Consider the following 26,570-nt stretch of genomic DNA (forward strand, 5'->3'; position numbering starts at 1 on the left):
CGATCTTATGACAAACACATTGACGCAAGAAAAGGTAACGGAAAATCTGGCATCACTGGTAGCGGGTTTACACTATGACACGATGCCGGAGCACGTCACAAAGGCAGCCAAACAGCATATTCTCGACGGACTGGGTAACCAGATTGCAGCTTCTGCCATTGCAGACCAGGCGAGAATCGTTCAGGGACTCTTAGCTAAATGGGGTGGTAAGGAAGAGAGTACGGTCGTCGGTTACGGGCACAAAATCCCGGCAGTCAATGCCGCATTTGTCAACGCCATGATGGGCCACGGGGTGGAACTGGATGACGCACACGGACCGGCACTCACGAAAGCAGGATCTTCGATTGTACCGTCGATTTTTGCAGCTGGAGAAGCAGAGAAAGCAGACGGGAAGACATTGATTGCCGCACTCGTTGGGGGCTATGAAGCAGCGATACGCGTAGGCCTTGCCATTAACCCGTCTCACCGGAAGCGGGGGTACCATACGAGCGGCACAGCAGGAACGTTCGGAACCGCCGCTGCGACGGCGAGGGTCTTAGGTCTTGATGCAGAAAAAACCGCCTGGACGATCGGAACAGCCAGTATCCAGGCAGCAGGGATTCAGGCGTATTTGAAATCCCCTTCGATGGTGAAGCCGCTGAGCCCGGGGAAAGCCGCATTCAACGGCGTGTTATCCGCGTACCTCTCGAGAGAAGGTCTCGTCGGGCCGGTAACAGCCCTTGAAAATGATGAAGGCTGGCTCAAGGCATTCTGTGATGATGCAAAAGTGGAAGAACTTACACGGGGGCATGGCACCGAGTGGAAAATTCTCGAAGTGGGTTACAAACCGCACGCAGCTTGCCGCTATGCACATGGTCCGATCGATTGTGCACAGATTATGGGTAAGGAAAAAGACATCAAGGCTGAGGACATTGAATCCATTAAGGTGACAACCTGTGAACTGGCATTCCGCCAATCCGGTCACAAGGAATGTAAAAACCTCAACCAGGCGATGGGCAGTACGCCGTTTGGTGTAGCACTTGCTTTGACCCGTGGTGACAACAGCCTTGGCGACTACTGGAAAGGCTTTGAAGAGCAAGTGAATCACGACATTGTCGAAAAAGTCGAGATGATCATTGATCTGGAAGACCCGGGCATGGGTGTCATGGGGCGTGCAGCGACTGTGGAAATCAACTTAAAAGACGGGACAAGCCATACGCACCGTGTGGAAGCCCCTAAAGGGGAGCCGGAAGTACCGATGACGGATGATGAATTGGATGAAAAATTCCTCGGACTTGCGAGGGCTGTTCTGCCGGAAGATCAGGTCCGAAAAATCTTTGATCTGGTGAAGAATCTCGAAAATGTTGAGGATGTTTCAGAAATCAGCAAGTTGCTGGTCGTCGCCGGAGGCAAGCCGGAATTCAAAGGGTAACCCGTAAAGGAGGAATGCGTCATGCAGGAGGAACAAATCGGCATTCGCTGTGTGTACATGCGCGGCGGCACCTCCAAAGGCTGTTACCTGTTGCGAAAGGATTTACCGGAGGATCAGGCGACCATGGAAAAAGTCATTTTACGTATGTACGGCAGCCCCGATGATCGTCAAATTGACGGGCTGGGCGGTGCGGATCCGTTGACAAGTAAAGTCGCCATCATTGAACCGTCGACCCGGGAAGATGCGGAGGTTGAATATACGTTTGGTCAGGTCGGGATTAACAAACAGCAGATTTCCTATGGTGGAAATTGCGGAAACATGTTATCCGGCGTCGGTCCATTTGCCATCGATCAGGGACTGGTACCGATCAGCCGTCCGGTGACAACGGTGAGGATCTACAATACGAATACGGATCAGATCATTCATGCAGAGGTGCCGATTTCCGGGAATGGCCCGGCGGTTGCCGGGGACGGGATCGTCTCCGGTGTCCCTGGAACAGGGGCCGTCATCAAATTGAATTTTCTAGGTTGTGAGGGTTCGATGACAGGCAAACTGCTGCCCACCGGAAACGTGAGAGATACCGTGGAAGTGAACGGAAAATCCGTTGAAGTGTCCCTGGTGGATGCGGCCACCCCCTTTGTCTTCGTCAGAGGTGAAAGTATCGGCATGACAGGCAAAGAATTACCGGAGGATCTGATTGCGAACCCGGAGTATATGGAACGGTTGGAAACGATCCGTTCCTGGGCAGCGGTGCAAACAGGAAGTGTCGAGGATGCTGCAAATGCGACGGATGCCTCGCCGAATGTTCCCAGGGTGGCCTTTGTTACAGCGCCTGTGGATTATGAAACATCAGAGGGACAAACGATCCATGCACAAGATGTGACCATTCTCGCCCGGCAAATGTCGATGCAAAAGCCGCACCGGACCTATGCCGTGACCGGAAGCATTTGTACGTCCGCCGCTGCGGAAATACCAGGAACCGTGGTTAACGAAGCAGCCATCAAGCGCGGGGAGACGATCGTAATCGGTCACCCGTCAGGCGTCATTGAAGTGGATGCCAAGGTTACCCTGAACGGGGATAACCTCAGCATAGATAAAGTAGGTGTCGTCAGAACCGCCAGAAAGATTATGGAAGGGACGGTTTTTATTCCAAAGGAAACATTCAATGGGTAAGAGGCAGTTGCCGGCAGTCGCGATGATAAACTAACTGAAGGGGGATTTACCGTATGAAGAAACGAGGAATTGTTTTAATGTCATCAGTTTTGTTAGCGCTTACAGCTTGCGGGAACAACATGAATGAAGACATGAACGAGGCAGCAGGTGATAACAATGCGAACAACCAGAACGACATGAATAACGACAACAATGCGAATGATGAGGTTGCTGAAACCGATTGGGAACCGGATTCACTGGACGTTTTGATTCCACTCTCACCTGGTGGCGGGGTGGAGCGACGCTCAAGAGTGATCGCCACTCATTTTGAAGACATCCATGGGATTCCGTTGAATCTTGAACTGATGGAGGGTGGCGGAACCGTTGTCGGTACAAACCACTACCTGCAGAACATGGAACCGAATGCGGAAAACATTTATATCAACTGGGAATATGCGTTCACCGGTGGTGTCTTCCGGGACGCACCGTATGGCCTGGATGACTTTATGACCGTCAGCTCTTATACGGACATTCATTTGGGACTTGTGGTCAATGCAGACTCTGAGTGGGAAACCTTTGAAGAATTTGTCACCTACGCTGAAGAAAATCCAGGGGGCGTCAGCCTTGGCGGGACAACCGGTTCGACCGACCAGATTGTCACCCAGGCCTTCATGGATCACTTTGACCTCGACATTAACTTCGTCCCGTATGACGGCGGTGGTGGTGTCCGTACCGATGTAGCCGGCGGCCACATTGACGGCATGATCGGGGGGACAGAAACGGCCTGGTCCGCTTTTGGCACCGATGAAATGAGAACGCTTACGTTGTTTACGGAAGACAATGATGAGTTGAGAAACCTGGCACCGCAGGAGATCACCTTTATTGAAGATGAAATGGCGGAACATTTCCCGGATATGGATGTACCGGATGTGTTTACCGGATTGACGAATTACCACTTCATTGCGATTCATCAGGAAGCCTATGAGAACCACCCTGAACGCTTTGAAGTCCTGATGGATATGTTCCAGGAAGTGCTTGACAGTGATCAGCTGAGAGAAGAGGCACGGGAGAATTACTGGATTTCCAATCCGGTCCTTGGTCAGGAAGCACAGGATCACTGGGAATGGGTTCACTCTGTAGCAGAGGACAACAGAAACCTGTTTGTGGAGGATTAATGGATAGAGGTACGGCTTTGCCAGCGAACATCATCCATGATGGTATAGCATGAAGCATGCCTGGCAGTATTCAGACGCATCAGGGCTTGCCCTGATGCGTTTTTTTAAAACAAACGACAACCTGTTGGCGAAAAGGAGGTAACCATGGCGATCGAGCGAATCAGGGAATTGGCTTTGCTGATGGTATTTATTTTACTGACCGTCACCTATTATTTTATGGATGTTCACCCATTGACAGAGAATACCCAAGTGAAAATGTACATCGCGTTTCTAATGGCGGGTGTGCTTCTGTTCTCAATCATGCAAATTCTGCGCCTGCTGCGTATTTCAAATAAAGAAAAGAAAGAACAGGTGGAAATGAAGGATGAAGTGGTCACCGAAGAGGTGAAACCAGAAGAGATCTCCAATGCGGAAAAGAAGAAAAATCTGATTCTGTTCACAACCATCACTCTGCTTTATTTTGTACTGGTGAATACGGTCGGGTTTTACGTCGTCACCGGTATGTATATCGGCATGACGATGTTCGTCCTCGGTATCAGAGGAAAGTTTTCATTTGTCAGCGTACCGGTTGTCTACTGTATCGTCATCTTTTTTGTATTCGAATTTCTGTTGAATGTCGGATTCCCAAGAGGATGGCTGTTCTGATCGATGATTGGACGCCTCTTTTCAGAAAGGGTGAATCATTTTGAACTATGAATCACTGATATCTATGCCATTTCAGCTGTTCAGTCAGGAAGGCTATTTCATCATATTTGTCGTCCTGTTTTCCGGACTGCTGATCGGGGCATTTATGGGAGCCATGCCTGGGCTGACGGCTACCGTTGCAGTAGCCCTGATGTTTCCGCCGTCCATGCAGCTGCCATCCCTGTTGGGGATCTTGTTCTTATCGGCTGTTTATACCGGTGGGGTTTACGGCGGTGGCGTCATGTCCATCGCGTTGAACATTCCGGGTTCGGGTGCAGCGGTTGCGACCACCTTCGACGGCTATCCGATGACGCGGAAAGGGAAATATTATGAGGCGGTAGGCTACGGCCTGGGTGCTTCTCTGGTCGGTTGTTTCCTCGCCTATCTCGCCATCTTCTTCCTCCTCGTGCCAATCGGCACGTTTGCGATCCGCTTTGGACCGCCGGAGATGCTGATGGTTGCCATTTTTGCGATCGCGGTCATCGGGGTCGTCACAGGAGACCTCATTCGAAGTGTCGTAGCCGGCTTTCTGGGCCTGCTCCTCGGGACCATCGGTTCGACGCCAATGGGGATTCCAAGAGGAACGTTCGGCTTCTTTGAATTGATCGACGGTGTTCCATTTGTCGTCGCGATTATCGGCTTGTTTGCGATATCAGAAGCGATATTCCTGCTGAATCGAAAGGAAATTGTCGAGGCAGACGACAACATACCGAAATTTAATTTTGGCAAGATCATGTTCGGTTTCAAAGGGGCCTTTACGTATTATTGGAACCTTCTGCGTTCTTCAATGATCGGCCTCGGGGTCGGGATCATCCCGGCAGCCGGCAGTACGATTGCATCGATGATGAGTTATGGCCGTGCAAAAGCATCTGCAAAGGATCCTGATTCATTCGGACAAGGAAATCCGGAAGGGGTCGTTGCAGCCGAAGCAGCAAACAACGGCTCCGAAGCGGGTTCCATGTCCACGATGCTTGCTTTCGGGATCCCGGGAAGCGGTGCGACGGCGATTCTTTTAGGTGCATTTATGATGCACGGAATGACACCTGGACCGTATCTCGTCCGGGATCACATCGATTTTGCCTATGCGGTGATCATTTCGAACTTTTTCCAGGCATTTCTGCTGTTGTTTGCAGGAATCTTGCTGATCGCCTTTATCGGAAAAGTGATTTCAGTCCCGATTAAAATTCTCGTGCCGCTCATCATCGCAACGTCCGTGGTGGGAACGTTTGCCTACCGTGGCATGATGTTTGATGTGTATGTGCTGTTTCTGTTCGGGATTCTCGGTTATTTCCTCAGGCAGCATTATTACCCGCTGATTTCCGTGGTACTGGGACTGGTACTTGCAGATATGCTCGAAGGAGAATTTTTCCGGACGATTACCATTTATTCGAATGGCTTATGGCCGGTATTTCAGCGTCCGATCTTCCTGACGCTTTTGGCGGCAACGATTATCAGTCTCTTGATTCCCTTATATAAAGTCATTCAGAAGAATCGATCGAAACCAGAATCCAATCTTTAGGAGTGAGTTTATGACAAATAGCTGTGTACGTGATTTATACTGTCCGAAATGCGAAAAACGGTACCCGTCAGGTGAGCCCCATCAGCTTTGTACGTGCGGGGCCCCTCTCCTGGTGGCTTATGACCTGAAGCGTGCGGCCAACACATTATCCAAATCTTCCCTGACATCGAGAGCGCCGACCCTTTGGCGGTACAGCGAGCTGTTACCTGTCCAAAATCCGGCGAATCAGATCTCCTTCGGGGAAGGGATGACGCCGATCCTGCCGATGAACCGGATGGGTGAAGACATTGGGATTGACCAGCTGTTGATGAAAGACGAAGGTCTCATTCCCGGCGGATCGTTTAAATCGAGAGGTGCCGCAGTCGGTGTGTCCATGGCGCATGAACTGGGCATCGAGGAAATCGCCATGCCGACGAATGGTAACGCCGGAGCCGCCTGGGCGATGTATGCGGCAAGGGCCGGGATCAAAACCCATATCGTGATGCCTGTGGATGCGCCGATCGTGACCCGGAAGGAAGCGTATATTTGCGGAGCGGATCTGCATCTTGTGAATGGTTTGATCAGTGATGCAGGGAAAATTGTCGGCCGGGCCGTAAAAAAATACGACTGGTTTGACGTGTCGACGTTAAAAGAACCATACCGGATTGAAGGCAAGAAGACGATGGGCTATGAGATTGCCGAACAGCTGAACTGGCAGGTGCCGGACGTGATCCTCTATCCGACGGGAGGTGGCGTGGGGATCATCGGGATCTACAAGGCACTGAAGGAATTTCAGGAGATGGGCCTCTTGGATCCTTCGAAAATGCCCCGGCTTGTAGCTGTGCAGGCAGAAGAGTGTGCACCGATCGTCACCGCTTTTCAAAAGGGTGAAAGCGAATCGGAATTTTGGCCGGAGTCCAAAACGGCAGCATTCGGGATCAATGTACCAAAAGCGATCGGCGACTTTCTGGTCCTCGATGCGATTTATGAAACAAACGGCACCGCCATCGCGATCGATGACCCGACCCTCCTCGCTGAACAGCGGATGATTGCTGAAACGGAAGGGACGTTTATCTGTCCGGAAGGAGCAGCGACCTTTGCCGCAGCGAGACAACTTCGTCATGAGGGGTGGATCGAGAGACACGAACAGGTCCTCTGCCTCAATACAGGCATGGGCATCAAATACCCGGAAACCGTGGATCCTGATGTACCTACGTTGCAGCCTGAGGATGATTTATAACGGGAATGCCTGCACATCCAAAGAGGAGGGGGTTCTGTGCGTAAGCCGGTCATCATTTTCGTATTGATCATGCTGTATCTGGTCTTCCTGGGGCCTTTTTACGATTGGGGTATCGTCGTGGAAGCCCTGATCATGCTCTTGATGACGCAGATTATCTGGATCAGCCAGATATTCGGGCTGATGGTGGCATCTTTGTTAATCCTGTTTCTCTTGGCAACGAATTTTTTTACGTTTCAGGAAGCCACCGGATTTCTCGGGACGGATATTGTCTGGCTGTTGTTCTCCACATTCATCATCGCCGGAGCGTTCATGAAAACCGGACTGTCCCTCAGGATTTCATTATTTATCCTCAAGCTCTCCCGGGGATTCGGTCCGCTGTTGATGCTGGTGTCGTTTTTCATGATGAGTGTGCTGGCTTTCTTCATTCCGGCAAACGCCGGGCGGATGAATCTGGTCATCACGATTATTACCGGGATGCTGGATTACTTAAAAAAGCTCTATCCGATTAAAAACTTCGGCAAGGGTCTTATGATCGGTATGAACTACGTGGTGCCGATGAGTGGGGCGTTGATCATTACCGGAACGAATACGAGCATTTACGCGTATGGCATTTTCTCCAATGAAGGGTCACTGGAGTGGAATTATATCTCGTGGATGGTGTACTTTATTCCTCCGATATTGATTTATCTGGTGATGCTCTGGCTTGTCCTGCTGTGGGTTTATCCGCTGCCGAAAGTGGATCGTTTTGAGGTGATGGGCTTTATCCGGAGCAAGATAGCAGAGCGCGGGAAACTGACGATGCCGGAGATCCGGCTGGCTGGGATTTCTGCAACGATTCTGCTGATGTGGATGCTTGATCCTTTTCACCCCTTTTCCATTCCGATGGTCGGGCTGTTGGGCGCACTCCTGACGGTTCTTCCCTACATCGGAGTCTGGAACTGGCAGGAAGCGAGGGATGCTGTCAATTGGGACATGCTGGTCTTTTTCGCTGTCAGTCTGGCTGTGGCGGGGATGCTGATTGACAGTGGTGCGCTGGAAGTTGTGGCCCAGGGTGTAGTGCTCATTCAGGAGGTCATTCAATGGGAATGGCTGCTGTTATTGATCGTCGGCCTGATTGGCATCATTTTCCGGCTGTTGTTTTTGAATGTATTGGGGTACATGACGATCATGCTCCCTTTTGCGTTGATGATCGGTACACAGCTTGAAACCGTACCGGCCATCATCGTCGCCATGGTGATCTTCCTGGTAGGCGGACCGGGGTTCTTCCTGATCACCCAGACGCCAATCAATATGCTCAGCTATCAGTACGGTTACTTCACAAAGCAGGATCTGTTAAAGACCGGTACGATCGTATCGTTGATCTGGCTGGTCATTATCGTCATTACGAGCCAGGTGTATTGGATGCTGTTTGTCTGACGGACAAACATGTCACGTGTAAAGCTTGGAAAGGAGGGCGTCATGATTTCAAAAACCATTGCAAGTTATGTGAAACAGCTGGATTTGAGTGATGTACCTGAAGATGTGGTGAAGCAGGCAAAACGGCTGCTTCTGGATACACTGTCAACCACGGTACGCGGGAAGTGCAGCGAGGAAGCAGAGATTTTAAGGCAGGTGGTACCGCAGCTTGGCGGGGGCGGCAACTGTACGGTGATTCTGGAAAATCGAACGTATCCACCGCCGCAAGCAGCATTGATGAATGCGGTGATGGCCCATGCCTACGAACTGGATGACACCGACCGTCGCACGTTTTATCACGCAGGCGCACCTGTCATCTCCGCGGCGCTGGCAGCTGCAGAAGACCGGAATGCATCAGGAAAGCAGCTCCTGGAAGGGATCCTGGCCGGTTATGAGGTGTCTGTGCGAATCGCGGATGCCGTGAATCCTTCCCACAGGACCCGCGGGTTTCATACAACGGGCACGGTGGGGACCTTCGGGGCAGGCATCGCCGCCGCGAAAATCTTCGGTCTGTCTGAACAGGAGTTTCAATATACATTGGGGCACTCTGGTACGCAGGCTGCGGGGTTGTTTGAGTTTCTGAACGATGGCAGCATGACCAAGCGTCTGCACCCTGGAAAAGCAGCGTGGAACGGTGTGTTTGCCGCACAGCTGGCCGAAGGCGGGATGACGGGACCGGTTACGATTTTGGAAGGGCGTCACGGGTTTTTGAATGTAACGGCTGACAAAACGGATCCGGCTATGCTCACGGACCGCCTCGGTGAGGATTACCGGATCCAGAGGATCGGTATCAAACGCCACGCAGCCTGTCGTTATGCGCATACCCCGATCGATGCGGCACTGGATTTGCAGCGGGAGAAGTCACTGGACGTGGAGCGCATCCGCTCGGTGAATATCAAAATGAGTGAGCGGAACTTTTCCCAGACAGGCAAAGCCACAGCGTCCACGCTGGTTGCCGCCCAGCTCAGTTCGCCGTATGCCGTGGCGGTGGCACTCGTCAACCGCACGGCGAATATCGATGCGTATGAGCACGGTCTGGAAGATCCGGCTGTCCTGAAACTGATGAATAAAATCACCACAGAGGCCCATGAACCTTATGGTGATTTCAGCCGGACCGCGACCCTTGAAGTGAAAATGAAAGATGGCACGCTTCACGAAAAAACAGCGGAGTTGCCAAAAGGTGAGCCGGAAGAGCCATTGTCAGAAGAAGAGCTGTTGCAAAAGGTCACAGAACTGATGCGCACCGGAATGGAGCAAGATGCCATCAGTGCCGTAGTGGAGACGGTTGGGAGACTAGAACAACTCGACACGCTCCGCCCGTTAATGGGCCATTTTGGTGCGATGAGCAGAATGGGAGGGATTTGATGTTACGGGGACATGATGAATCGCTGCGAAAGCTTGGACTGCCGGGAAGAGACCGGCCCGAGCAGGCGACATCCGACAGAAGATTTGCTGATGGTGCGCAGTTTCGGACCGAGGTGTCGACAGTGAATAGCCTTGCTGCACTGGAAGCGGTGTTTCAAGCGGCGGACCGGCATGGGATTGTCGTGAACCGGATTGCGGAAACGTACGGGATTTTCCGTCACCGTACCGAAGAACTGACGGATATGCTGAACCTGTGCCGGGAGCGTGGAACAGAGATTAACCTCTCGATTGGTCCCCGGGCTCCTTACGACATCAGTCCGACGGCAAAATCGAAGCACGGGGCACAGATCGGGTACCGCCTAAGGGGCATGGATCAGGTGCTGGACGCGGTGGAGGATGTGAGACGGGCGGTATCCCTTGGAGCCAGAGGGATTACGCTATATGATGAAGGGCTATTGTGGGTGCTTCACCGGATGAAAAAATCCGGTGAACTGCCGGAAGACTTGCAGTTAAAGATTTCCGCCCATGCCGGACAGGCCAACCCCGCTTCGTTTCAACTGTTGGAATCGATCGGGGCCACATCCATCAATCCGGTGCGGGACTTGACGTTGCCGATGCTCACTGCGATCCGGGAGTCAGTGGATGTGCCGATGGACGTGCATGTGGATAACCCGGAAAGTTCCGGTGGGTTTGTGAGAATCTACGATGCTCCGGATATGATCCGGATCTGTTCGCCAATGTATTTGAAATCCGGCAATGTGATGATTTCGGGTCATGGTCAGAAGACGTCTGCGGATAACGGGGCGAGTATGGTGGAGCAGATGAGTGTTGTCCTGGAGCATATCGGGCGTTATTATCCGGATGTGGTGCAAAGTAAACCGGGAAACGGTCCGGCCATCCCGGTGAAGGTTTAATTTAAAAAAAGAAACAAAGCCGCCTTCGGTACGCTTATGGTGGACGCTTTCCTGAGGGCTTGTCTTCTGCTCCTGCGGTTACTCGTCGCAAAAAAAGACTAGCTAACTTTTGCGTTGCAAAAGTGGATCTTCAGACTTCGCTTAATCCTCCAGGAGTCGCCACCAACGCTTCCCTGCGGTATATGAGATAGATAGAAATGCCTTTTTCATTATTAATATTAAAAAGCAATAAATAAAAAACTAACGGCAGATGCGTTATGTGAAGTAAAAGAAAATCAAAAGGAGTGATTGGTAACATGAGTGAAGAGGTGCGTGTGGATACGGTGGTTGTCGGGGCAGGGAATGCTGCGTTATGTGCGGCGATCGCTGCGGCGAATGAAGGAGCAGACGTGCTGGTTCTCGAACGCGCCCCGGAAGCGAAAAAGGGCGGAAATTCATTTTTCACAGACGGTGCGATCCGGTTTGCTTTTAACAACGGACTGGTGGATCTGCGCCTGGTGAAACAGGATATGTCAGAGGAGGAAGCAGCTAAGATTCAGGTGGAACCCTATACGGAAGAGAATTACTGGGAAGATTTCAATCGCATGACCGAAGGGAAGTGTGATGAAGAGCTGGTGCGCAATCTCATCAGCAATTCCTTTGATACCATCCTCTGGCTGAAAGAAAATGGTGTTGCTTTTGAGATGAACTATGACAATCAATCTTTTGAACAAAACGGCATGTACCACTTTTTCGGCGGGAATCCCATGAAGGTTGTGGACAAAGGGATTGGCCTGATGGCCTTTTTGAACAAGCGTCTTGAGGGGTTGTCCGTTCCGGTCTGGTACAACAGCCGGGCTACAGAGGTGATCCAGGAGAAGGGACGTGTGACGGGCGTGAATGTAGAAAAAGACGGGCAGACCATACAGGTCCATGCGAACAGTGTGATACTCGCCTGCGGCAGTTTCGAAGGCAGTAAGGAGATGCGGGGAACATATATGGGCAGCCAGTGGGCCGGTGCGATCGTCCGGGGAACGGAATACAATACCGGGGATGGTCTGAGTATGGCGTTGGATGCCGGTGGCGTGAAACATGGCGACTGGAGCGATTGCCACTCCATCAGTACGGATTTCAACGCGCCCAGGGTAGGCGATTTTGAAAAACCGGGAGACATTTTCAAGAAGCATTCCTATCCCTATGGTTTGATGATCAATACCGAGGGAAAGCGCTTTGTCGACGAAGGGGCGGACATCCGGAATTATACGTACGCCAAGTACGGGAAGGAAGTATTGAAACAGCCGGGGAACAAGGCGTACCAGGTGTTTGATCATCAGGTTCGTCATCTGCTTCGTAAGGAATATGAACTGGATGAAGCGACGAAATATGAAGCGAAGACCCTGGAAGAGCTGGCAGATCAGCTGGATGTGGCCAAAGAGAATTTCTTCGAAACGGTGAAGGCATACAATGCCGCAGTCCAGGACGGAGACTTTGATCCATCGAAAAAAGACGGCAAACACACTGAAGGCATTACCCCTCCGAAGAGCAACTGGGCGCAGGAACTGAAGGAAGGTCCTTTCTATGCTTTTCCGGTCACCTGCGGGATCACGTTTAATTTCGGCGGGGTGCTGGTCAGTCAACATGGTGAGGTACTCGATGATCAGCGTAAACCCATCGAGGGACTTTATGCGGCAGGGGAAATGGTCGGCGGTCTCTTTTACCATAATTACCCTGGTGCATCCGGGTTGATGTCCGGAGCTGTATACGGCCGTCTGGCAGGAAAAGCTGCCGCAGCGTTCGCGAAAAATGATTCCACCCAAGTGTAAGGATCGATGAAGGAGGGAACAGGATGACAGATCGTTTTGAGAAAGGCTTGAATGTCAGAAAAGACGTTCTCGGCGCGGAACATGTGGCAAGGTCCATGGCCAATGTGTCAGAGTTCAATAAGGAAATTCAGGAACTGGTGACGTCCTGGTGCTGGGGAGATATCTGGACCCGGGAAGGCATCAGCCGCCGGGACCGGAGCCTCATCAATCTGGCAATCTTAACGGCGATGAACCGGAACCACGAATTCAAGGTGCATGTCAAAGGGGCACTGACAAACGGGTGCACGCCTGAAGAAATCAAGGAAGTACTTCTGCAGACGGCGGTATATTGCGGTGTGCCGGCGGCTCTTGAAAGTTTCCGGAATGCCAGTGAAGTCCTCGCAGAGTGGGAACAAGAGACAGATGGATCATCAGGAAGGGCGTGAAGATGATATGGATGGCAAGTTGTATATTAACGGCGAATGGCAGGAGGCAGACAGCGGTGAGCGGATCGATGTCTTAAATCCGGCAACAGGAGAACGGGTTGGAACGGCGGCCTTTGGCGGTCAGGTGGAAACGAAGCGGGCGATTGACGCTGCCGATCAGGCATTTCCAGCCTGGCGCAAACGGACTGCGGAAGACCGCGGAAAGATACTCATGCGCTGGCATGATCTGCTGGTGGAGAATCAGGAAGAGATTGCGGAGATTTTGACGAAAGAAATGGGAAAGCCGTTTGCTGAAGCTAAAGGGGAAATTCTTTATTCGGCGTCGTTTATTAAATGGTTCGCAGAAGAAGCCAGACGGATTTACGGACGTATTGTTCCTTCTGCGCAGGAAAACAGCCGGGCGCTGGTCATGAAGCAGCCGATCGGGGTCGTGGCGTCCATTACACCGTGGAATTTCCCGGCTGCAATGATTGCCAGGAAAGTGGCACCGGCTTTGGCGTCAGGCTGTACTTTCGTAGGCAAACCGGCGAATCTGACACCGCTCACAGCGATCAAAATGGTGGAATATGCGGAAGAGGCAGGGGTTCCTAAGGGAGTACTGAACCTGATTGTCGGTAAGTCTTCCGCCATCGGCAGTGAGATGACGTCAAACACCAAGGTGAGGAAACTGACCTTCACCGGATCGACGGAGGTCGGGAAGACGCTCATGAAGCAAAGTGCTGAAACGATGCAGAATCTATCTTTGGAGCTTGGTGGACATGCGCCGATTATCATTTGTGATGATGCGGATGTGGATTTGGCAGTGGACGGTGTGATTGCATCCAAGTTCAGGAATGCCGGACAGACCTGCATCTGTGGTAACCGAATTTATGTTCAAAGAGGGATCGCCGATGTTTTTACGGAAGCATTTGCTGAAAAAGTAAGAGCACTGAGGGTCGGTAACGGTATGGAGGAAGGTGTTGATATTGGGCCGGTGATCGAGAAGGCCAGCTACGATAAAATTGCCCAACACGTCGAGGATGCCGTCACCAAAGGTGCGGAAGTCGTTGCCGGTGGTAAAGGCACTACAGAAGATGAGGTTTATTTTTTCGAACCGACTGTGCTCTCCGGCGTGAATGAAGACATGATCATCATGAAAGAAGAAACGTTTGGTCCGGTGGCTCCGATTCAACTGTTTGATACAGATGAGGAAGCAGTGAGACTGGCCAACAATTCCCGATTTGGCCTGGCGGCCTATTTCTTCACGGAACACATGGCCCGGGGTATGCATATCGGGGAAGGACTGGAATTCGGAATCATCGGCTGGAACGACGGCGCTCCTTCCATGGCTCAGGTGCCTTTTGGCGGCATGAAAGAGAGCGGAATGGGCCGCGAAGGCGGGATCGAAGGGATCGAAGCCTATCTGGAAACGAAATATATGAAAATGCGGATCTGATTGGTTCTCAAGCTCCGGGTGCAGCGTGCATCTGGAGCTTGATTTTTTAGCAGGAGATGAAAAAACATGTCGAGACTTGGCATTTGAGTGACATGCACGTTGAATTGATCCATAGTCATTCTTGATTTGATCATTGCATCCAGTTGACATGATCGATAATGATTATGCAAAAATCATACAATAATTAAACATTTATTATTTGTTCTATGGAGCGTATACTTAAGGGAGGCATGATGAGGAGGAAGACCAATGAGTAACCTTTACGGTTTCGACATCTTACAAAATAACGGTGTAATCCGGAGCATGGCTGATTTTCAAGGAAAGGTCATCCTGATTGTCAATACAGCCAGCAAGTGTGGTTTGACACCGCAGTTTGAGGAGCTCGAAAAGCTGTTTCAAACCTACCAGGAAAATGATTTCGTCATACTCGGCTTTCCATGCAATCAATTTGAACAGCAGGAGCCGGGAACAGGTTCAGAGGCAGAAGCCTTGTGCAGGAAAGACTATGGCGTCACGTTTCCCATGATGGACAAGATCCGTGTAAACGACCCAAAACCGCACCCGCTGTATGCTTTTTTGAAAGAGGCGCAACCCTTTCAAGGCTTCGATGCATCGAACATCACGGGACGCATGTTAAAACAGATGGTGAAAGACAAATACCCGCATCTTGTCACTGGAAATGATATCAAATGGAATTTCACCAAATTCCTTGTGGATCGTGAGGGGCATGTGGTTCGCCGCTTTGAACCGGAGACGCCGGCAAATGAAATGGAAGAGGCGATTACCGAACTTCTGTAACTGAACAGAAAGAAGATAACGCCATTCGACTGGACCGCATGCTCTCTGATGCGGTCCGTTCTTTTTTTCCATCGTCAAATCTACATCGTCAAATCTAAGGGTGAGCATATCGGTTGTATGTAAGAGTTTTCACATGTTTAGCTAGTTTACAATGCTTCTGTGATGGTAATTTGAAGCGTTCATTGAAACATCAATTCTATCGAAACGGAGTGATCAGCATGACGGTAAAACACGATCATACAACACATCCATTTTTAATCAATAACGAGTGGCTGGAAAGTAAAACCGGAGAAACGGTGCCCATCCATTCCCCGGATAACGGTGTACAGGTCGGACAGGTTCCGGCCATGTCCCGGGAGGAAGTCAATCAGGCAGTCAACCTGGCGGCGGATGTTCAGGAGAACTGGGCAGCGACGGAGGTGCATGAACGCTCGGACCTTCTGCACCGCTGGGCAGATGAATTGGATCAGGTAGCCGATAAGATCGGCGCCATGATCCAAAAGGAAGTCGGAAAAACGTTCGCATCAGCAAAAAGTGAAGTGAAACGAACCGCACAGCTGATTCGCCATACCGCGGAAGAGGGGCTTCGGACGCACGGCAGTTTCATTCAAGGAGACGCGTTCCCTGGAGCGTCGCGCTCGACGAAGGCGATGGTGCAAAAAGTGCCGCATGGCGTCATTCTCGCGATCTCACCGTTCAACTACCCGGTGAACCTGGCAGCATCAAAAATTGCACCGGCACTGGTAACGGGTAATACGGTGGTCTTTAAACCGGCAACACAAGGAGCAGTCAGTGGTCTGATGATGATTGATGCACTGGTCAAAGCGGGGCTTCCAAAAGGTGTCCTGAACGTCGTCACCGGACGCGGATCCGTGATCGGTGATTACGTCGTGACGCATCCGAAACTCGACATGATTACGTTCACCGGAGGGACTGCAACCGGGCAGCACATTGCGAAAAAAGCATCGATGATTCCGGTCGTCCTTGAACTTGGCGGGAAAGATCCGGCCATTGTGCTCGAGGATGCCGATTTGAAGAAAGCCGCAAAAGAAATCGTATCCGGAGCTTTCAGTTACTCCGGTCAACGATGTACCGCGATTAAACGCGTGATGGTGACAGAGCAAGCGGCAGATGAGCTGGTCGAAAAGATCCGGGAACATGTCGCGGCACTCTCTGTCGGCTACTCCACAGAAGAAGTGGATATTATTCCGATGATTGATCAGAAATCTGCAGACTATGTGACCGGCTTGATTGAAGATGCCGTGAAGAAAGGGGCAACGATCGTACACGAAGGCCAAAACGATCAGAATCTCCTGTCTCCTGTGGTCCTTGATCATGTCACAGAGGACATGGAGATTGCCTGGGAAGAGCAGTTTGGACCGGTGCTGCCCATCATGCGCGTAGCGAATGAACTCGAGGCAGTCGATCTGGAAAAGCGCAATGCCTACGGCCTGCAGGCGAGTATCTTTACAAAAGACATGGAAAAAGCATTCACACTGGCTGAACGGATGAATGTCGGAACCGTGCAAATTAACGGCAAGACGTCCCGCGGACCGGACCATTTCCCATTTCTCGGCGTGAAAAATTCCGGACAGGGCGTTCAAGGCATTGGCCGGAGTATTGATTCCATGCTTCGGGATAAGGTGATCGTGTTGAATTTGTAAGACGCACCGACAATCATAGAGAAACGAACGAACCTCCAGTCTCATCTCAGACTGGAGGTTCTTCTCATACTTCATCGGACTGTTTAAGTTCTGAAAGTTACAAGATAAACACTGCCACAAGTGTGCCGGCGACTCCGATCAGGAGTGCATACAAGAGGGCAGGCAAGAGGGTCTTGCGGATGATATCCCCTTCTTTTCCGACCATGCCGACAACCGCGGCGGCGGCTACGACGTTATGCACACAGATCATATTCCCTGCGGCAGATCCGGCGGTTTGCTGTGCCAGAATCAGGTTCGTATTCAGCCCCGTGTCCATGGCAGCACTGTACTGGATCGGGGAAAAGGTCAGAACGGATACGGTGGCACTGCCGGTTATAAAGGATCCCAAAAGGCCAAGGTACGGTGCAACAAACAGCCAGATACCGCCTAATGACCCTGCCATCACAGTGGCGATGTGCTGAGGCATCGATGCCAAGTCACTGGCATTCAATCCGGAGTTACTGAACACCTGCACCAGTGCGAGGGTTGGAAGCAGTGCGAGGGCTGCTCCGGAAACCGTGCCCATGGAATCCTTGGCGGCTTTTGTAAAATGACCTAGGGTTTTACGCTGCGTAAAGACGGAAATCAGTGCGGCCAGGAGCAGAACAGCACCCGGAGAGTAAAGTAATTCCCAGTTGGACGTGACCCCTTCAACGCCGAATATGTTGGCCCAGCTCAGGTCGATCGCGGTCTGTGTGAATTGCTGCACCGGTTCGATGATCCGTGTCGCCAGAAGCAGGACAATCACAATGACATAAGGGCTCCATGCGGAAAGCAGACTCAGGTCGGATTTCTTTTCTTTGACCGTAAAGCCCTCTTTCAATGCATCCTGCCAAGGTTCTTTTGGCAAGAAGACATTTTTCTTAGCGGTCACGGTTGCCACACCGAGGCCTGTAAGGGAAGCCAGAATAGCCACAAATTCCGGTCCGAATAAGGAGGCGTAGAGGAAGGCAGACAGCGTATACGTGAAACCGACCAGGAGGGACCAGGGCAGCATGGACACCATGGACGAAAGGCTTTTTTCTTTACCGAAGGAGAGGGTTAATACAATAATCAGCACGAAAGGAACTAACGAACCAACGAGAATATCCATCATCGTAATCTTGATCGCAACTTGCTGAAACATCTCGGCCCCTGCGCCTTCGATATTGCTCAAACCGACGATCACCGGTGTGCCGACCGCGCCGAACGAGACCGAGGTACTGTCAGCAATCAGTGCGGTAGTTGCTGCAGCGAGGGGGGTAAAACCGAGCGCGACCATCAATGGTCCGGTAACGGCTGCAGGTGTTCCGAATCCGGCAGCCCCTTCAATCAGTCCCCCGAAGAGAAAGGCAACGATGATGACCTGGACCCGCATATCCGAAGAAATATTCCGGAAACCTTCATTGATCCGGTCGACGGCGCCGGTTTCACGCAATGTGTTGAGCAGGACGATCGCACCGATCAGGATGAACAGAATGGTCAATGCCCGGTGAAAGCCTTCAAAAATGGATGCGGTTAATGGCAAAAGTTCCATTCCCCATATAAAATAGGATAGAAGAATGAAAATGATCGCACTGTAAAGCATGCCGCGTTTGGCTGACATCCTGAGGATGACAAGGAATAAAAAAGGTAAGAGGATGGCGCTGATTGCTGTGAGAAATAACATGATGTAAACGCTCCTTTTGGTGGGTTAAACAGGTTTAGATACTGTTAAATATAAAAATTTGCTAAAATACAGTATAAAGGAATCGGAACAGCGGTTCAACAGGTGAGCATGCGTACATTGTATTATTGTACAAACCGATCTTCGAGAAAGGGGTTCTATCTGATGGCGACATGGGGAATAGCTGGGATTGGAAAATTAGGAGGCGCTCTCATGCAACGATTTGAAGCAACTGACATGCCGGTAAAGGTATACCACCCGGCTATTGAAAAAGCGAGAACAAAGGTGGCCGGTATGGCCAACATGCAAGTGGTTGATCTGCACCAGCTTGCTGAAACGGATTATGTACTGCTCGCTTTACCGGCAGGAAAAGCCGGTGAACTGGTGGAGATGCTTCAAAGAGGGAGTGAAAACGGAGCGGATCTTCCTGTACTGATCAATCTGTCCACGAAAGACAGAACGGCCGAATTGAGGAAACATCACCCTGCCTTTTGCTGGATGGGCATCAAGCTCGCAGGCCATGCAAAAGCATTGGAACAAGAGGGGAATGGTTTGTTTGTTTCACAAGAGTGGCAAGCTTATCCGGAGGTGGCTCAGTGTTTTCGGCGGATCGGTGAAGTCGCAGAAGGAAGTGAGGAAGATGTGTTACGTTTCAACAGCCAGGTCACTGAGGCGGCGGTCGCTTCAGCTGTGAAACTGAAAGAGCAGTTAAAACAGGCCAATTTTGACAACGACTGGATCCGCCACGCGTTGACCTGTTCGTTCCCGCAGGTCGTCAAGGCGTATGAGCAAGACGAACTGGGGACATTTGCAAAAGAAGTGGCGGAAAAGGTGAGGGAAGACAAATCCAGTCAATAAGATAACCAGGGAAAAGTCAGAGAATATTCGCTTCTTTCGCGCGGACAATGGCTTCCGTCCGGTTCCGGACCTGGAGTTTTTGAAAGATGATGCTGTTGTATACTTTGACACTGCTTTCTTTCAAGTTGAGAATCCCGGCGACTTCTTTATTGGTGTAGCCTTTTTCGATCAGTTCAAGCATGCGCAGCTCCTGATCACTCAAAGGATCGACCAGCGAATGAACAGGTTTATCATCTTCACCGGACTGGGCTGCAAACCCGTTGCGACGAGAGTTGGAGCGTCTTAACAGGGCACTGATCCTTGCGATCAGAACATTCGGATCAAAAGGCTTTGTTAAATAATCATCCCCACCGGTCTCAAGACCTGAGATGATTGCATCGGAATCCTGATACGCACTCAGATAAATAATCGGCACGCTGTTTGTCTCTCTGATCTGCCGGCAAACCTCAAAACCATCCATGCCAGGCATCCGGATATCGAGGACGACTAAATCGGCATCAAAGGTCTTCAGGACTTCGAGCCCCTCCTGCCCACTTTTGGCAGTGCGGGGTTCGTAATGATTCTGCAGGAGATAGAGCCGCAATAAATCACGGATTTTCTGTTCGTCATCAATGACGAGGATTTTTCCTTTAGCCATAATGTTCCCCTCCTTCACTTTTTGTTACCTGATCAATTGGAAGTCTGAATGAGAATACACTGCCCTCACCGAGTTCACTTTCTACGGAGATCTCCCCGTCATGAAGTTCCACGATTTCCTTTGCAATCGCAAGCCCAAGCCCTGCTCCACGGCTGTCATTGATTTCATCTTTTTCGAGTTTATAGAACCGGTCGAACACAAAGGGGATGTCTTCTTTCGGAATCCCTTCCCCGAAATCCTTTACACAGACCTGAAGAGCGTGGCAGCCATCGGCCCGCTTCACAGAAGTGAGTCGAATGACGATCTCTTTCCCTTTGGAAGCGTGCTTGATGGCATTTAATACGAGATTGGAGAAGACTTGTTTAATACGAACGGGATCGACATTGATCAGCCACTTGTGATTATGATCGAGTTCGTTTTCAGTGATGATCGTGGTGTTGTTTTTCTTTTCGATCATCCAGGACTGTTCCTGGATGACGTCGGTAAAGAAATCCAGGCCATCAACGGTCTGATAATCAAAACTGACCTGGTCGGATTCAAGTTTCGATAAATCCTGCAGATCACGGATCATCGCAGACATCATTGTGGTGTCTGTGTAAATTGAACGGAGATATTTGGAATCATCGCGATCAATGACGCCGTCAATCATCGCTTTGATGTAGCCCTGGATGAATGTCAGCGGCGTATTTAATTCATGAGAAATGCTCGCAAAGAGCTGTCTACGGGAGCGTTCCATTTTCTGCAGGTGATTATTGGCCTGTTTTAACTCAGCAGTCCGCTCTTTTACTCTGGTCTCGAGTTGCTCGTTCATTTCATGAAGCTCGGCAGACAGTCCTTCAGCCCGGTTAAAAGAGCGGGCATATTTTCGGGACAGCTGGATCGATTGAATAAACAGAAAGAATAATAAGCCTGCAGCGACGTAGCCGTCGGTTTCCAGCACATGGGCATAGTAAAGGACGTCGTTTGCCACCGCGATGAACAAAACGAGCATACCGGCACCATACAGCATCGCACCGTCGCGCCGTCGGACGAGTGCGACGACTGTATAATAAACAGCCAGCGCCGTGGCGAAAATCGCCAGAACGTAAAGGACATAGTTGGTTTCCCTGAAAATCCAGGTTGGTGTGACGGCAACGAACACAAGGTATGAGCCAATCAGGGAAACGGCGATCACGACCACCCGCTTTGGCAAATCATCCGGCAATTGGGAACGGAGAAACAGCAGGATGAAGATCAGTGACATCAGGGCGGATATGTATTCCAGGTTCACCGCAAGGGACCAGGAGATCCAGGGCATCAGGCTGAACATCAGCGTATCTCTGAGGAGCAGGGTGCGTATGCCGATGCTGAAACAGAGGATGCTGAAATACAAAGGACCGGGATCTTTGGAACGGATCAAAAAGAGAATCAGATGGTACAGTCCAATGAGGAAGATGCCGCCGAGTATGAACATCTGAATCAGGGTATTTGACTCCCGCTCTGCGACGATATCACTGGCAGTTCCGATACGGACGGACTCCCAGATTCCTGCGCTGCGTTGGTAATAATCGGACACATGAATGACGACATCCACTTCAGGCGTGTCTGCATCAAAGAAATAGACTGTTGAAAAATTCTCAGGTTCCATATCTTCGCGGTTATCCGCAGTGACACCTTGTCCGCCGTGAGCTTCGCCGTTAATGAAGAGGTCATAGGCTGTAGAGACGTTCGCCATGTATATCGCGAGGCTGTGATTGAGATCTTCCTCGTGCAATTGCAGCCTGATATGGTATGTGGCATACCCGTGATGCGGGAGGGGGCTGCCATCGAGCTGAAGACTGGTCCATTCAGCAGGTACTTGAATAAGAGCATCCGGATCGGGTAACGGTTCGCCAGGATCCAGGAAGGTTTCCCAATAAAAGCCCCACTCCCCGTCGAGTGAACGAAGACCGTCCTCATAAAGGGACGACTCGGACATGTCCATGACGGTGAGGCTTGAATCATCAGCCGATGTATGTAAGCCACTGGACATAATCCCCGATAGAAGTAAAAAAAAGAAAATACCTATCCGAATCAATTGTTGCATACGATCCCTCCGCCGTCCCTGTGATATTCCTATTTTCTCTTTCTTCAGGTGAATTTGCAACCATCTGGAGCAGGAAGTTTACACTACCATCTTTATGTTTATTAACTTTAGTTAATAGGCACGACGTCGGATAGATGGTATATTATGAATATTCAGAAGAAATTTGTCGAAATGAGCTGTTCAGACCAGGTCGAATAAAGGAAAATACAAAGGGGTGTCAAATGATGGTAGAAACAGGATCGAATGGACAGTTGTGCAACATCGACGTGATGTTATCGGAGGCAGTTGCCCTGGTCAATCAGACGGAGAGTGTGTCAGACATGCGTAACCTCATTGAGGACCCGGTCGTATCCGACCTTCTCGGATTTGAACTGCTCGGAGATTTTTCGACCATTGATGAAGACAGCCAAATGGCTGTCGCGAAAGCGCTGATTGCAGAGTATGATGTGGATCGACCGGTCGAAAGTGCTGCGCTGATTGCGAAGGCGTTTCAGTCAGAAGTGAATCGGCAGGTTCAGCTCGGTCAGCTGATCGACCGCATTCAGGAAGCGGACGATCCTCGCACGATCCGTGAGATGATCGAGCAACGTGATGTGGCGGCTATTTTACAGCTGGATGTGACAGATGCGTACTATGGTATGAAAGAAGAAACAAAGCGTCATGTGGCCAATCGACTGGCTGGCGCGTGCATCGGCGATTCCGTACAGGATATGGTGAATCAGATCCGGACGGCATTTCACCGGGATTGTGAGACAGAGAGCCGCTGACTGATCATCTACTTCGTTGAATTACCACTGTCCTCTTTACAGGGAGGGCAGTGTTTTTTTGTGCGTGAGAGGGGTGTTTAAGCTTGGTGAAGGAATGACGTAAAAAGGCAAGGGAGGCTTTCGAGACCTGCTTGGCAAAATATCCGGCTGACTTTGGTTTTATCTTTTTGTTCAAGAGGTGGTATGATGAGTTTAGGAAAGAGATTTCATTCACGGAAGCAGTCAAGCTTTTTGCGGTGAAGTGACCATGCAACAACCACCGGACTGATGAGCAATCTAAGCTTTTAAAAGCGGATTTTCAAGGAGGGGTATTTTTGAACACGGAAGAGATCGTGAACGCGTTAACGAGGGAAGAAAAAGTGAAGCTTTGTTCCGGGGCGGATTTCTGGCGATTGGAATCCGTTGAACGACTGGGTCTCTTACAGATCATGGTGGCTGATGGTCCGCATGGTCTCAGAAAACAGGCAGAAAAAGCCGATCACCTTGGTTTGAGCGGCAGTGTGCCGGCCACTTGTTTCCCATCCGGGGTCACCCTGGCAAGCTCGTGGGACCGGGACATGATCAGGAAAGTCAGCGGTGCGATTGCAAGAGAAGCAAAAGCTGAACGGGTATCCGTCCTGCTGGGTCCGGCGATGAACATCAAACGATCGCCTTTGTGTGGACGGAATTTCGAATATTTTTCCGAGGATCCGTTTCTGACCGGTGAGATGGCGACGGCACATGTGTCTGGTGTGCAGTCAGAAGGGGTGGGGACATCCATCAAACACTTCGCTGTCAACAATCAGGAACACCGTCGAATGACGACGGATGCCATCGTCGATGAACGTACACTGCGGGAAATTTACTTATCCGGTTTCGAAAGAGCTGTGAAAGCGGCTGAGCCCTGGACCGTGATGTGTTCATACAACAAAGTGAACGGAACGTTTGCAGCGGAACATCAGGAATTATTGACTGCCATTCTTCGGGATGAGTGGGGATTTAACGGGGTGGTCGTATCGGATTGGGGAGCGGTGAATGACCGTGCGGCAGGTCTGAGTGCGGGGCTGGATCTGGAAATGCCGGCGAGCTTTGGACTCGGGGCAGCACGAATTGAAGAAGCGCTCGAGACAGGAGAACTGGATGAGGCATCGTTAGACCGTGCGGCAAAACGCCTGGTTGATCTCATCTGGTGACAGCATGGTTCTGCTTAAAAATGACGGCGAAATTCTGCCCGTCCCGCAAGGCATGACCCTTGCTGTCATTGGCCCCTTTGCAAAGAAGCCTCGTTTTCAGGGAGGAGGCAGTTCGCATATTAACCCGACACAAGTGGATGATCTCCTCCGTGAATTGGAGAGTGATGCCGGCGTGTCCAAGGTGACGTATGCGCAAGGCTTTGAACTGGACAAGGATGAATCGGATGAGACTTTACAACAAGAAGCAATCGAGGCGGCGCAGGAAGCAGATTATGTCATTGTCATGGCCGGGCTCCCGGACCGCTATGAATCGGAAGGGTTTGACCGCACGCACATGGATTTGCCCGGCAATCAGACGGAGTTGATCACAGCGGTCACCCAGCATCAGCCGATGACCGCTGTGGTCCTCAGTAACGGTTCACCGGTTGTCATGCCATGGCTGTCTGACGTTCCGGCTGTGCTTGAAGCCTACCTCGGTGGCCAGGGCATGGCGGGTCCCGTGGCTGATCTTCTCATGGGGCGGGTGAATCCATCCGGAAGGCTGACAGAGACCTTTCCTGTCAAGCTTAGTGACAATCCATCTTATTTGAATTTCCCATGTGAAGGGGATGAAGTGCATTACCGGGAAGGGCTGTTTGTCGGGTACCGGTACTATGATCAAAAGCAGCTGAAGCCGCTGTTCCCTTTCGGGTTTGGTCTGAGCTATACGTCATTTGCCTATCGGGATTTGGCACTCAGTCATGAAAAGCTCATTTCGGGCGAGGAGGACTTGACGGTAACGGTAACGGTGACAAACACAGGTGATCAAGCCGGAAAAGAAGTGGTTCAGCTCTATGTGGCGAAACCTGAATCCGCGCTGATCCGCGCGCCGAAGGAACTGAAAGGTTTTACAAAAATATTCCTTGAGCCCGGCGAGGAGAAAACGGTGACCTTAACATTGGATCAAAGGGCCTTTGCCTACTATGATCAAACCTTAAAAGGCTGGTATGTGGAAGGCGGCTCCTATCAGGTGATGATTGCTCAGAATGCCGAAAAGAGTCTTCTGGTGAAAGAGGTGGAGGTAGCGGATGACCGTCCGCGTTCAGGCCTCAAGGTGACACGGAACACGACGGTTGGGGATCTGCTGGCGGACCCGTTGCTCAACGAACAGGCAGAGGTACTGTTGGCACGAATCAATGAGCATCATCCGATCAGTGACATGGAAGAGGTCGAAGGACTCGATGACATGGCGAAAGCGATGATGCAGTATATGCCCCTGCGTGCATTGGCGAATTTCAGCCAAGGTACTATCACAGAAGACATGCTGCAGGAGATGATCCGCGAATTAAACCGCACTTCCCGGCAATAACAAACATACTGATGAATACAAAGGGCCCGTTCAGTCATCCTGCTGAACGGGCTTGTTGACGGTCTGACCGGGTTGCTTTCGCTTTTGCAAGACCCGGCTCATCTGTGCGGCGAGAATTTGCTGGAAGAGGGTGCCCACAATCACCGGCAATACAACGGCAGGCGGAAAGAAAATGGCGGCAAGCCCGGAGCCTGCACCGATGTTTCGCATGCCTGAAGAAAAAAAGACGGCCGTGAAGTCCGCTTCACCTAATCTGGTCAATTGCCCACCAAGATAGCCGATGCCATAAGCAATGATGGACAGTCCGAGCACACTCATGATCACCAGGGCAAGCTGACGGTCGAAATCGTAAATGAACGGGGCCACCAGTGAGCCGTTGATCATGATAATGGCGAAGAACGCCATTTTTGTACCCAGTTGAATTCCGTTCACACGAGCTGAGACGTGACCTCTCCAAAAATGACCGGTCAATACCCCCATGATGGATGGGATCACAAGCATCAAAAAGAGTCCCCCGGCCAGATCGGCATAGGAAATGGTGACGGAGATGTCGAGAAACAGATACAGAAATCCCGGCAGATAAAGAGGAACGAGCAGGGTGTTGATCAAAATGATGAACAGAACCAATGCCACATTTCCCCGGTTTATCGTCACCCAGATGACGCTGACCACAGCCGTGGGAATCAAAAATGCAAAGACCGTACCGAGCAGATAGGCTTCATGGTCTGGAAACATCAGGGTAGCCGTAATCAATGCCAGGACAGGCATGATCAGATTGATCACGGTCAAAGCGACGAGTAAGGGCAACGGGTGCGTGACGGCATGGCGAATGTCGGCGAGTCGCACATGCAGGGAACTGAGAAACGTGATGATGACAAACAGTCCCGGGATGAGAAATTGAAATGTTGCCATTTGCTGATGCAAGAGGATTCCGATCACCAGGACTGCCGGTGTCAGCCAGGGGATGTGGCGATTGAGCCATTGATTGAGCATGTTCATCGTCGAGGACCTCTTTCTTCAT

Annotated in this window: 20 protein-coding genes and 1 pseudogene; 17 read left to right on the plus strand and 4 right to left on the minus strand. The window is 50.9% G+C overall.

Annotated elements, in window-relative coordinates:
• The first annotated feature begins 7 nt into the window (after positions 1 to 7).
• The 14 genes from BBEV_RS02205 (at position 8) to BBEV_RS02270 (ending at position 17,018) form a co-directional block, all read left to right on the plus strand.
• Complete coding sequence (locus tag BBEV_RS02205; RefSeq protein WP_069363976.1) at positions 8 to 1,411, plus strand: MmgE/PrpD family protein; 1,404 nt, start codon at positions 8 to 10, stop codon at positions 1,409 to 1,411.
• A 21-nt stretch (positions 1,412 to 1,432) separates the two neighbouring features.
• Entirely contained in the window at positions 1,433 to 2,584 is a 1,152-nt protein-coding gene (locus tag BBEV_RS02210) for a 2-methylaconitate cis-trans isomerase PrpF family protein (RefSeq protein ID WP_069363977.1), read from the plus strand.
• Positions 2,585 to 2,637: 53 nt separating this feature from the next.
• The gene (locus BBEV_RS02215) at positions 2,638 to 3,738 is read left to right on the plus strand and encodes a tripartite tricarboxylate transporter substrate-binding protein (protein ID WP_069363978.1); all 1,101 of its coding nucleotides are present in this window, start codon (positions 2,638 to 2,640) and stop codon (positions 3,736 to 3,738) included.
• A gap of 144 nt (positions 3,739 to 3,882) precedes the next feature.
• Complete coding sequence (locus tag BBEV_RS02220) at positions 3,883 to 4,383, plus strand: tripartite tricarboxylate transporter TctB family protein (protein ID WP_069363979.1); 501 nt, start codon at positions 3,883 to 3,885, stop codon at positions 4,381 to 4,383.
• Positions 4,384 to 4,447: 64 nt separating this feature from the next.
• Positions 4,448 to 5,941 (plus strand): tripartite tricarboxylate transporter permease, encoded by a 1,494-nt coding sequence (locus tag BBEV_RS02225; protein ID WP_069366564.1) that lies wholly within the window; start codon positions 4,448 to 4,450, stop codon positions 5,939 to 5,941.
• A gap of 10 nt (positions 5,942 to 5,951) precedes the next feature.
• On the plus strand, positions 5,952 to 7,160 hold the full coding sequence (locus BBEV_RS02230; RefSeq protein WP_069363980.1) for a threonine synthase: 1,209 nt from the start codon (positions 5,952 to 5,954) through the stop codon (positions 7,158 to 7,160).
• Between the two features lie 36 nt (positions 7,161 to 7,196).
• Complete coding sequence (locus tag BBEV_RS02235; protein WP_069363981.1) at positions 7,197 to 8,576, plus strand: SLC13 family permease; 1,380 nt, start codon at positions 7,197 to 7,199, stop codon at positions 8,574 to 8,576.
• Positions 8,577 to 8,618: 42 nt separating this feature from the next.
• Positions 8,619 to 9,980 carry an MmgE/PrpD family protein gene (locus tag BBEV_RS02240; protein ID WP_069363982.1) on the plus strand — a complete coding sequence of 454 codons (1,362 nt, stop codon included), beginning with the start codon at positions 8,619 to 8,621 and terminating at the stop codon, positions 9,978 to 9,980.
• Positions 9,980 to 10,894 (plus strand): U32 family peptidase, encoded by a 915-nt coding sequence (locus BBEV_RS02245; protein WP_069363983.1) that lies wholly within the window; start codon positions 9,980 to 9,982, stop codon positions 10,892 to 10,894. Before BBEV_RS02240 ends, BBEV_RS02245 begins: the two co-directional genes overlap by 1 nt.
• Before the next feature lie 296 nt (positions 10,895 to 11,190).
• Positions 11,191 to 12,696 carry an FAD-dependent tricarballylate dehydrogenase TcuA gene (tcuA, locus tag BBEV_RS02250; protein ID WP_069363984.1) on the plus strand — a complete coding sequence of 502 codons (1,506 nt, stop codon included), beginning with the start codon at positions 11,191 to 11,193 and terminating at the stop codon, positions 12,694 to 12,696.
• 23 nt (positions 12,697 to 12,719) lie between these two features.
• The gene (locus BBEV_RS02255; protein ID WP_069363985.1) at positions 12,720 to 13,121 is read left to right on the plus strand and encodes a carboxymuconolactone decarboxylase family protein; all 402 of its coding nucleotides are present in this window, start codon (positions 12,720 to 12,722) and stop codon (positions 13,119 to 13,121) included.
• 7 nt (positions 13,122 to 13,128) lie between these two features.
• Positions 13,129 to 14,556, plus strand: coding sequence for an NAD-dependent succinate-semialdehyde dehydrogenase (locus BBEV_RS02260; protein ID WP_069366565.1), 1,428 nt, complete (start codon positions 13,129 to 13,131; stop codon positions 14,554 to 14,556).
• 249 nt (positions 14,557 to 14,805) lie between these two features.
• Positions 14,806 to 15,354: a glutathione peroxidase gene (locus tag BBEV_RS02265; RefSeq protein ID WP_069363986.1), complete on the plus strand. Its 549-nt coding sequence runs from the start codon at positions 14,806 to 14,808 to the stop codon at positions 15,352 to 15,354.
• A gap of 218 nt (positions 15,355 to 15,572) precedes the next feature.
• Positions 15,573 to 17,018 (plus strand): NADP-dependent glyceraldehyde-3-phosphate dehydrogenase, encoded by a 1,446-nt coding sequence (locus tag BBEV_RS02270; protein ID WP_069363987.1) that lies wholly within the window; start codon positions 15,573 to 15,575, stop codon positions 17,016 to 17,018.
• A 97-nt stretch (positions 17,019 to 17,115) separates the two neighbouring features.
• Here the strand turns inward: BBEV_RS02270 and BBEV_RS02275 are convergent, their stop codons facing one another.
• Entirely contained in the window at positions 17,116 to 18,705 is a 1,590-nt protein-coding gene (locus BBEV_RS02275) for an L-lactate permease (RefSeq protein ID WP_069363988.1), read from the minus strand.
• Positions 18,706 to 18,915: 210 nt separating this feature from the next.
• On the opposite strand from BBEV_RS02275, the gene BBEV_RS02280 reads away from it, so the two are divergent.
• Positions 18,916 to 19,560, plus strand: coding sequence for a hypothetical protein (locus tag BBEV_RS02280; RefSeq protein WP_069363989.1), 645 nt, complete (start codon positions 18,916 to 18,918; stop codon positions 19,558 to 19,560).
• Positions 19,561 to 19,576: 16 nt separating this feature from the next.
• On the opposite strand, the gene BBEV_RS02285 is transcribed toward BBEV_RS02280, so the two are convergent.
• Together BBEV_RS02285 and BBEV_RS02290 are read right to left on the minus strand one after the other, a co-directional pair.
• A complete protein-coding gene (locus BBEV_RS02285; protein ID WP_069363990.1) occupies positions 19,577 to 20,197 on the minus strand; it encodes a response regulator transcription factor in 621 nt (206 codons plus the stop codon).
• The gene (locus tag BBEV_RS02290) at positions 20,190 to 22,262 is read right to left on the minus strand and encodes a sensor histidine kinase (protein WP_069363991.1); all 2,073 of its coding nucleotides are present in this window, start codon (positions 22,260 to 22,262) and stop codon (positions 20,190 to 20,192) included. Before BBEV_RS02290 ends, BBEV_RS02285 begins: the two co-directional genes overlap by 8 nt.
• A 224-nt stretch (positions 22,263 to 22,486) precedes the next feature.
• On the opposite strand from BBEV_RS02290, the gene BBEV_RS02295 reads away from it, so the two are divergent.
• Positions 22,487 to 23,029: a hypothetical protein gene (locus BBEV_RS02295; RefSeq protein ID WP_069363992.1), complete on the plus strand. Its 543-nt coding sequence runs from the start codon at positions 22,487 to 22,489 to the stop codon at positions 23,027 to 23,029.
• A 314-nt stretch (positions 23,030 to 23,343) separates the two neighbouring features.
• A pseudogene (locus tag BBEV_RS02300) lies at positions 23,344 to 25,549 on the plus strand (glycoside hydrolase family 3 C-terminal domain-containing protein).
• A gap of 30 nt (positions 25,550 to 25,579) precedes the next feature.
• Here the strand turns inward: BBEV_RS02300 and BBEV_RS02305 are convergent.
• The gene (locus BBEV_RS02305; RefSeq protein WP_069363993.1) at positions 25,580 to 26,548 is read right to left on the minus strand and encodes a bile acid:sodium symporter family protein; all 969 of its coding nucleotides are present in this window, start codon (positions 26,546 to 26,548) and stop codon (positions 25,580 to 25,582) included.
• Between the last annotated feature and the right edge of the window lie 22 nt (positions 26,549 to 26,570).

This window comes from Salisediminibacterium beveridgei (assembly GCF_001721685.1).
Lineage (GTDB): Bacteria > Bacillota > Bacilli > Bacillales > Salisediminibacteriaceae > Salisediminibacterium > Salisediminibacterium beveridgei.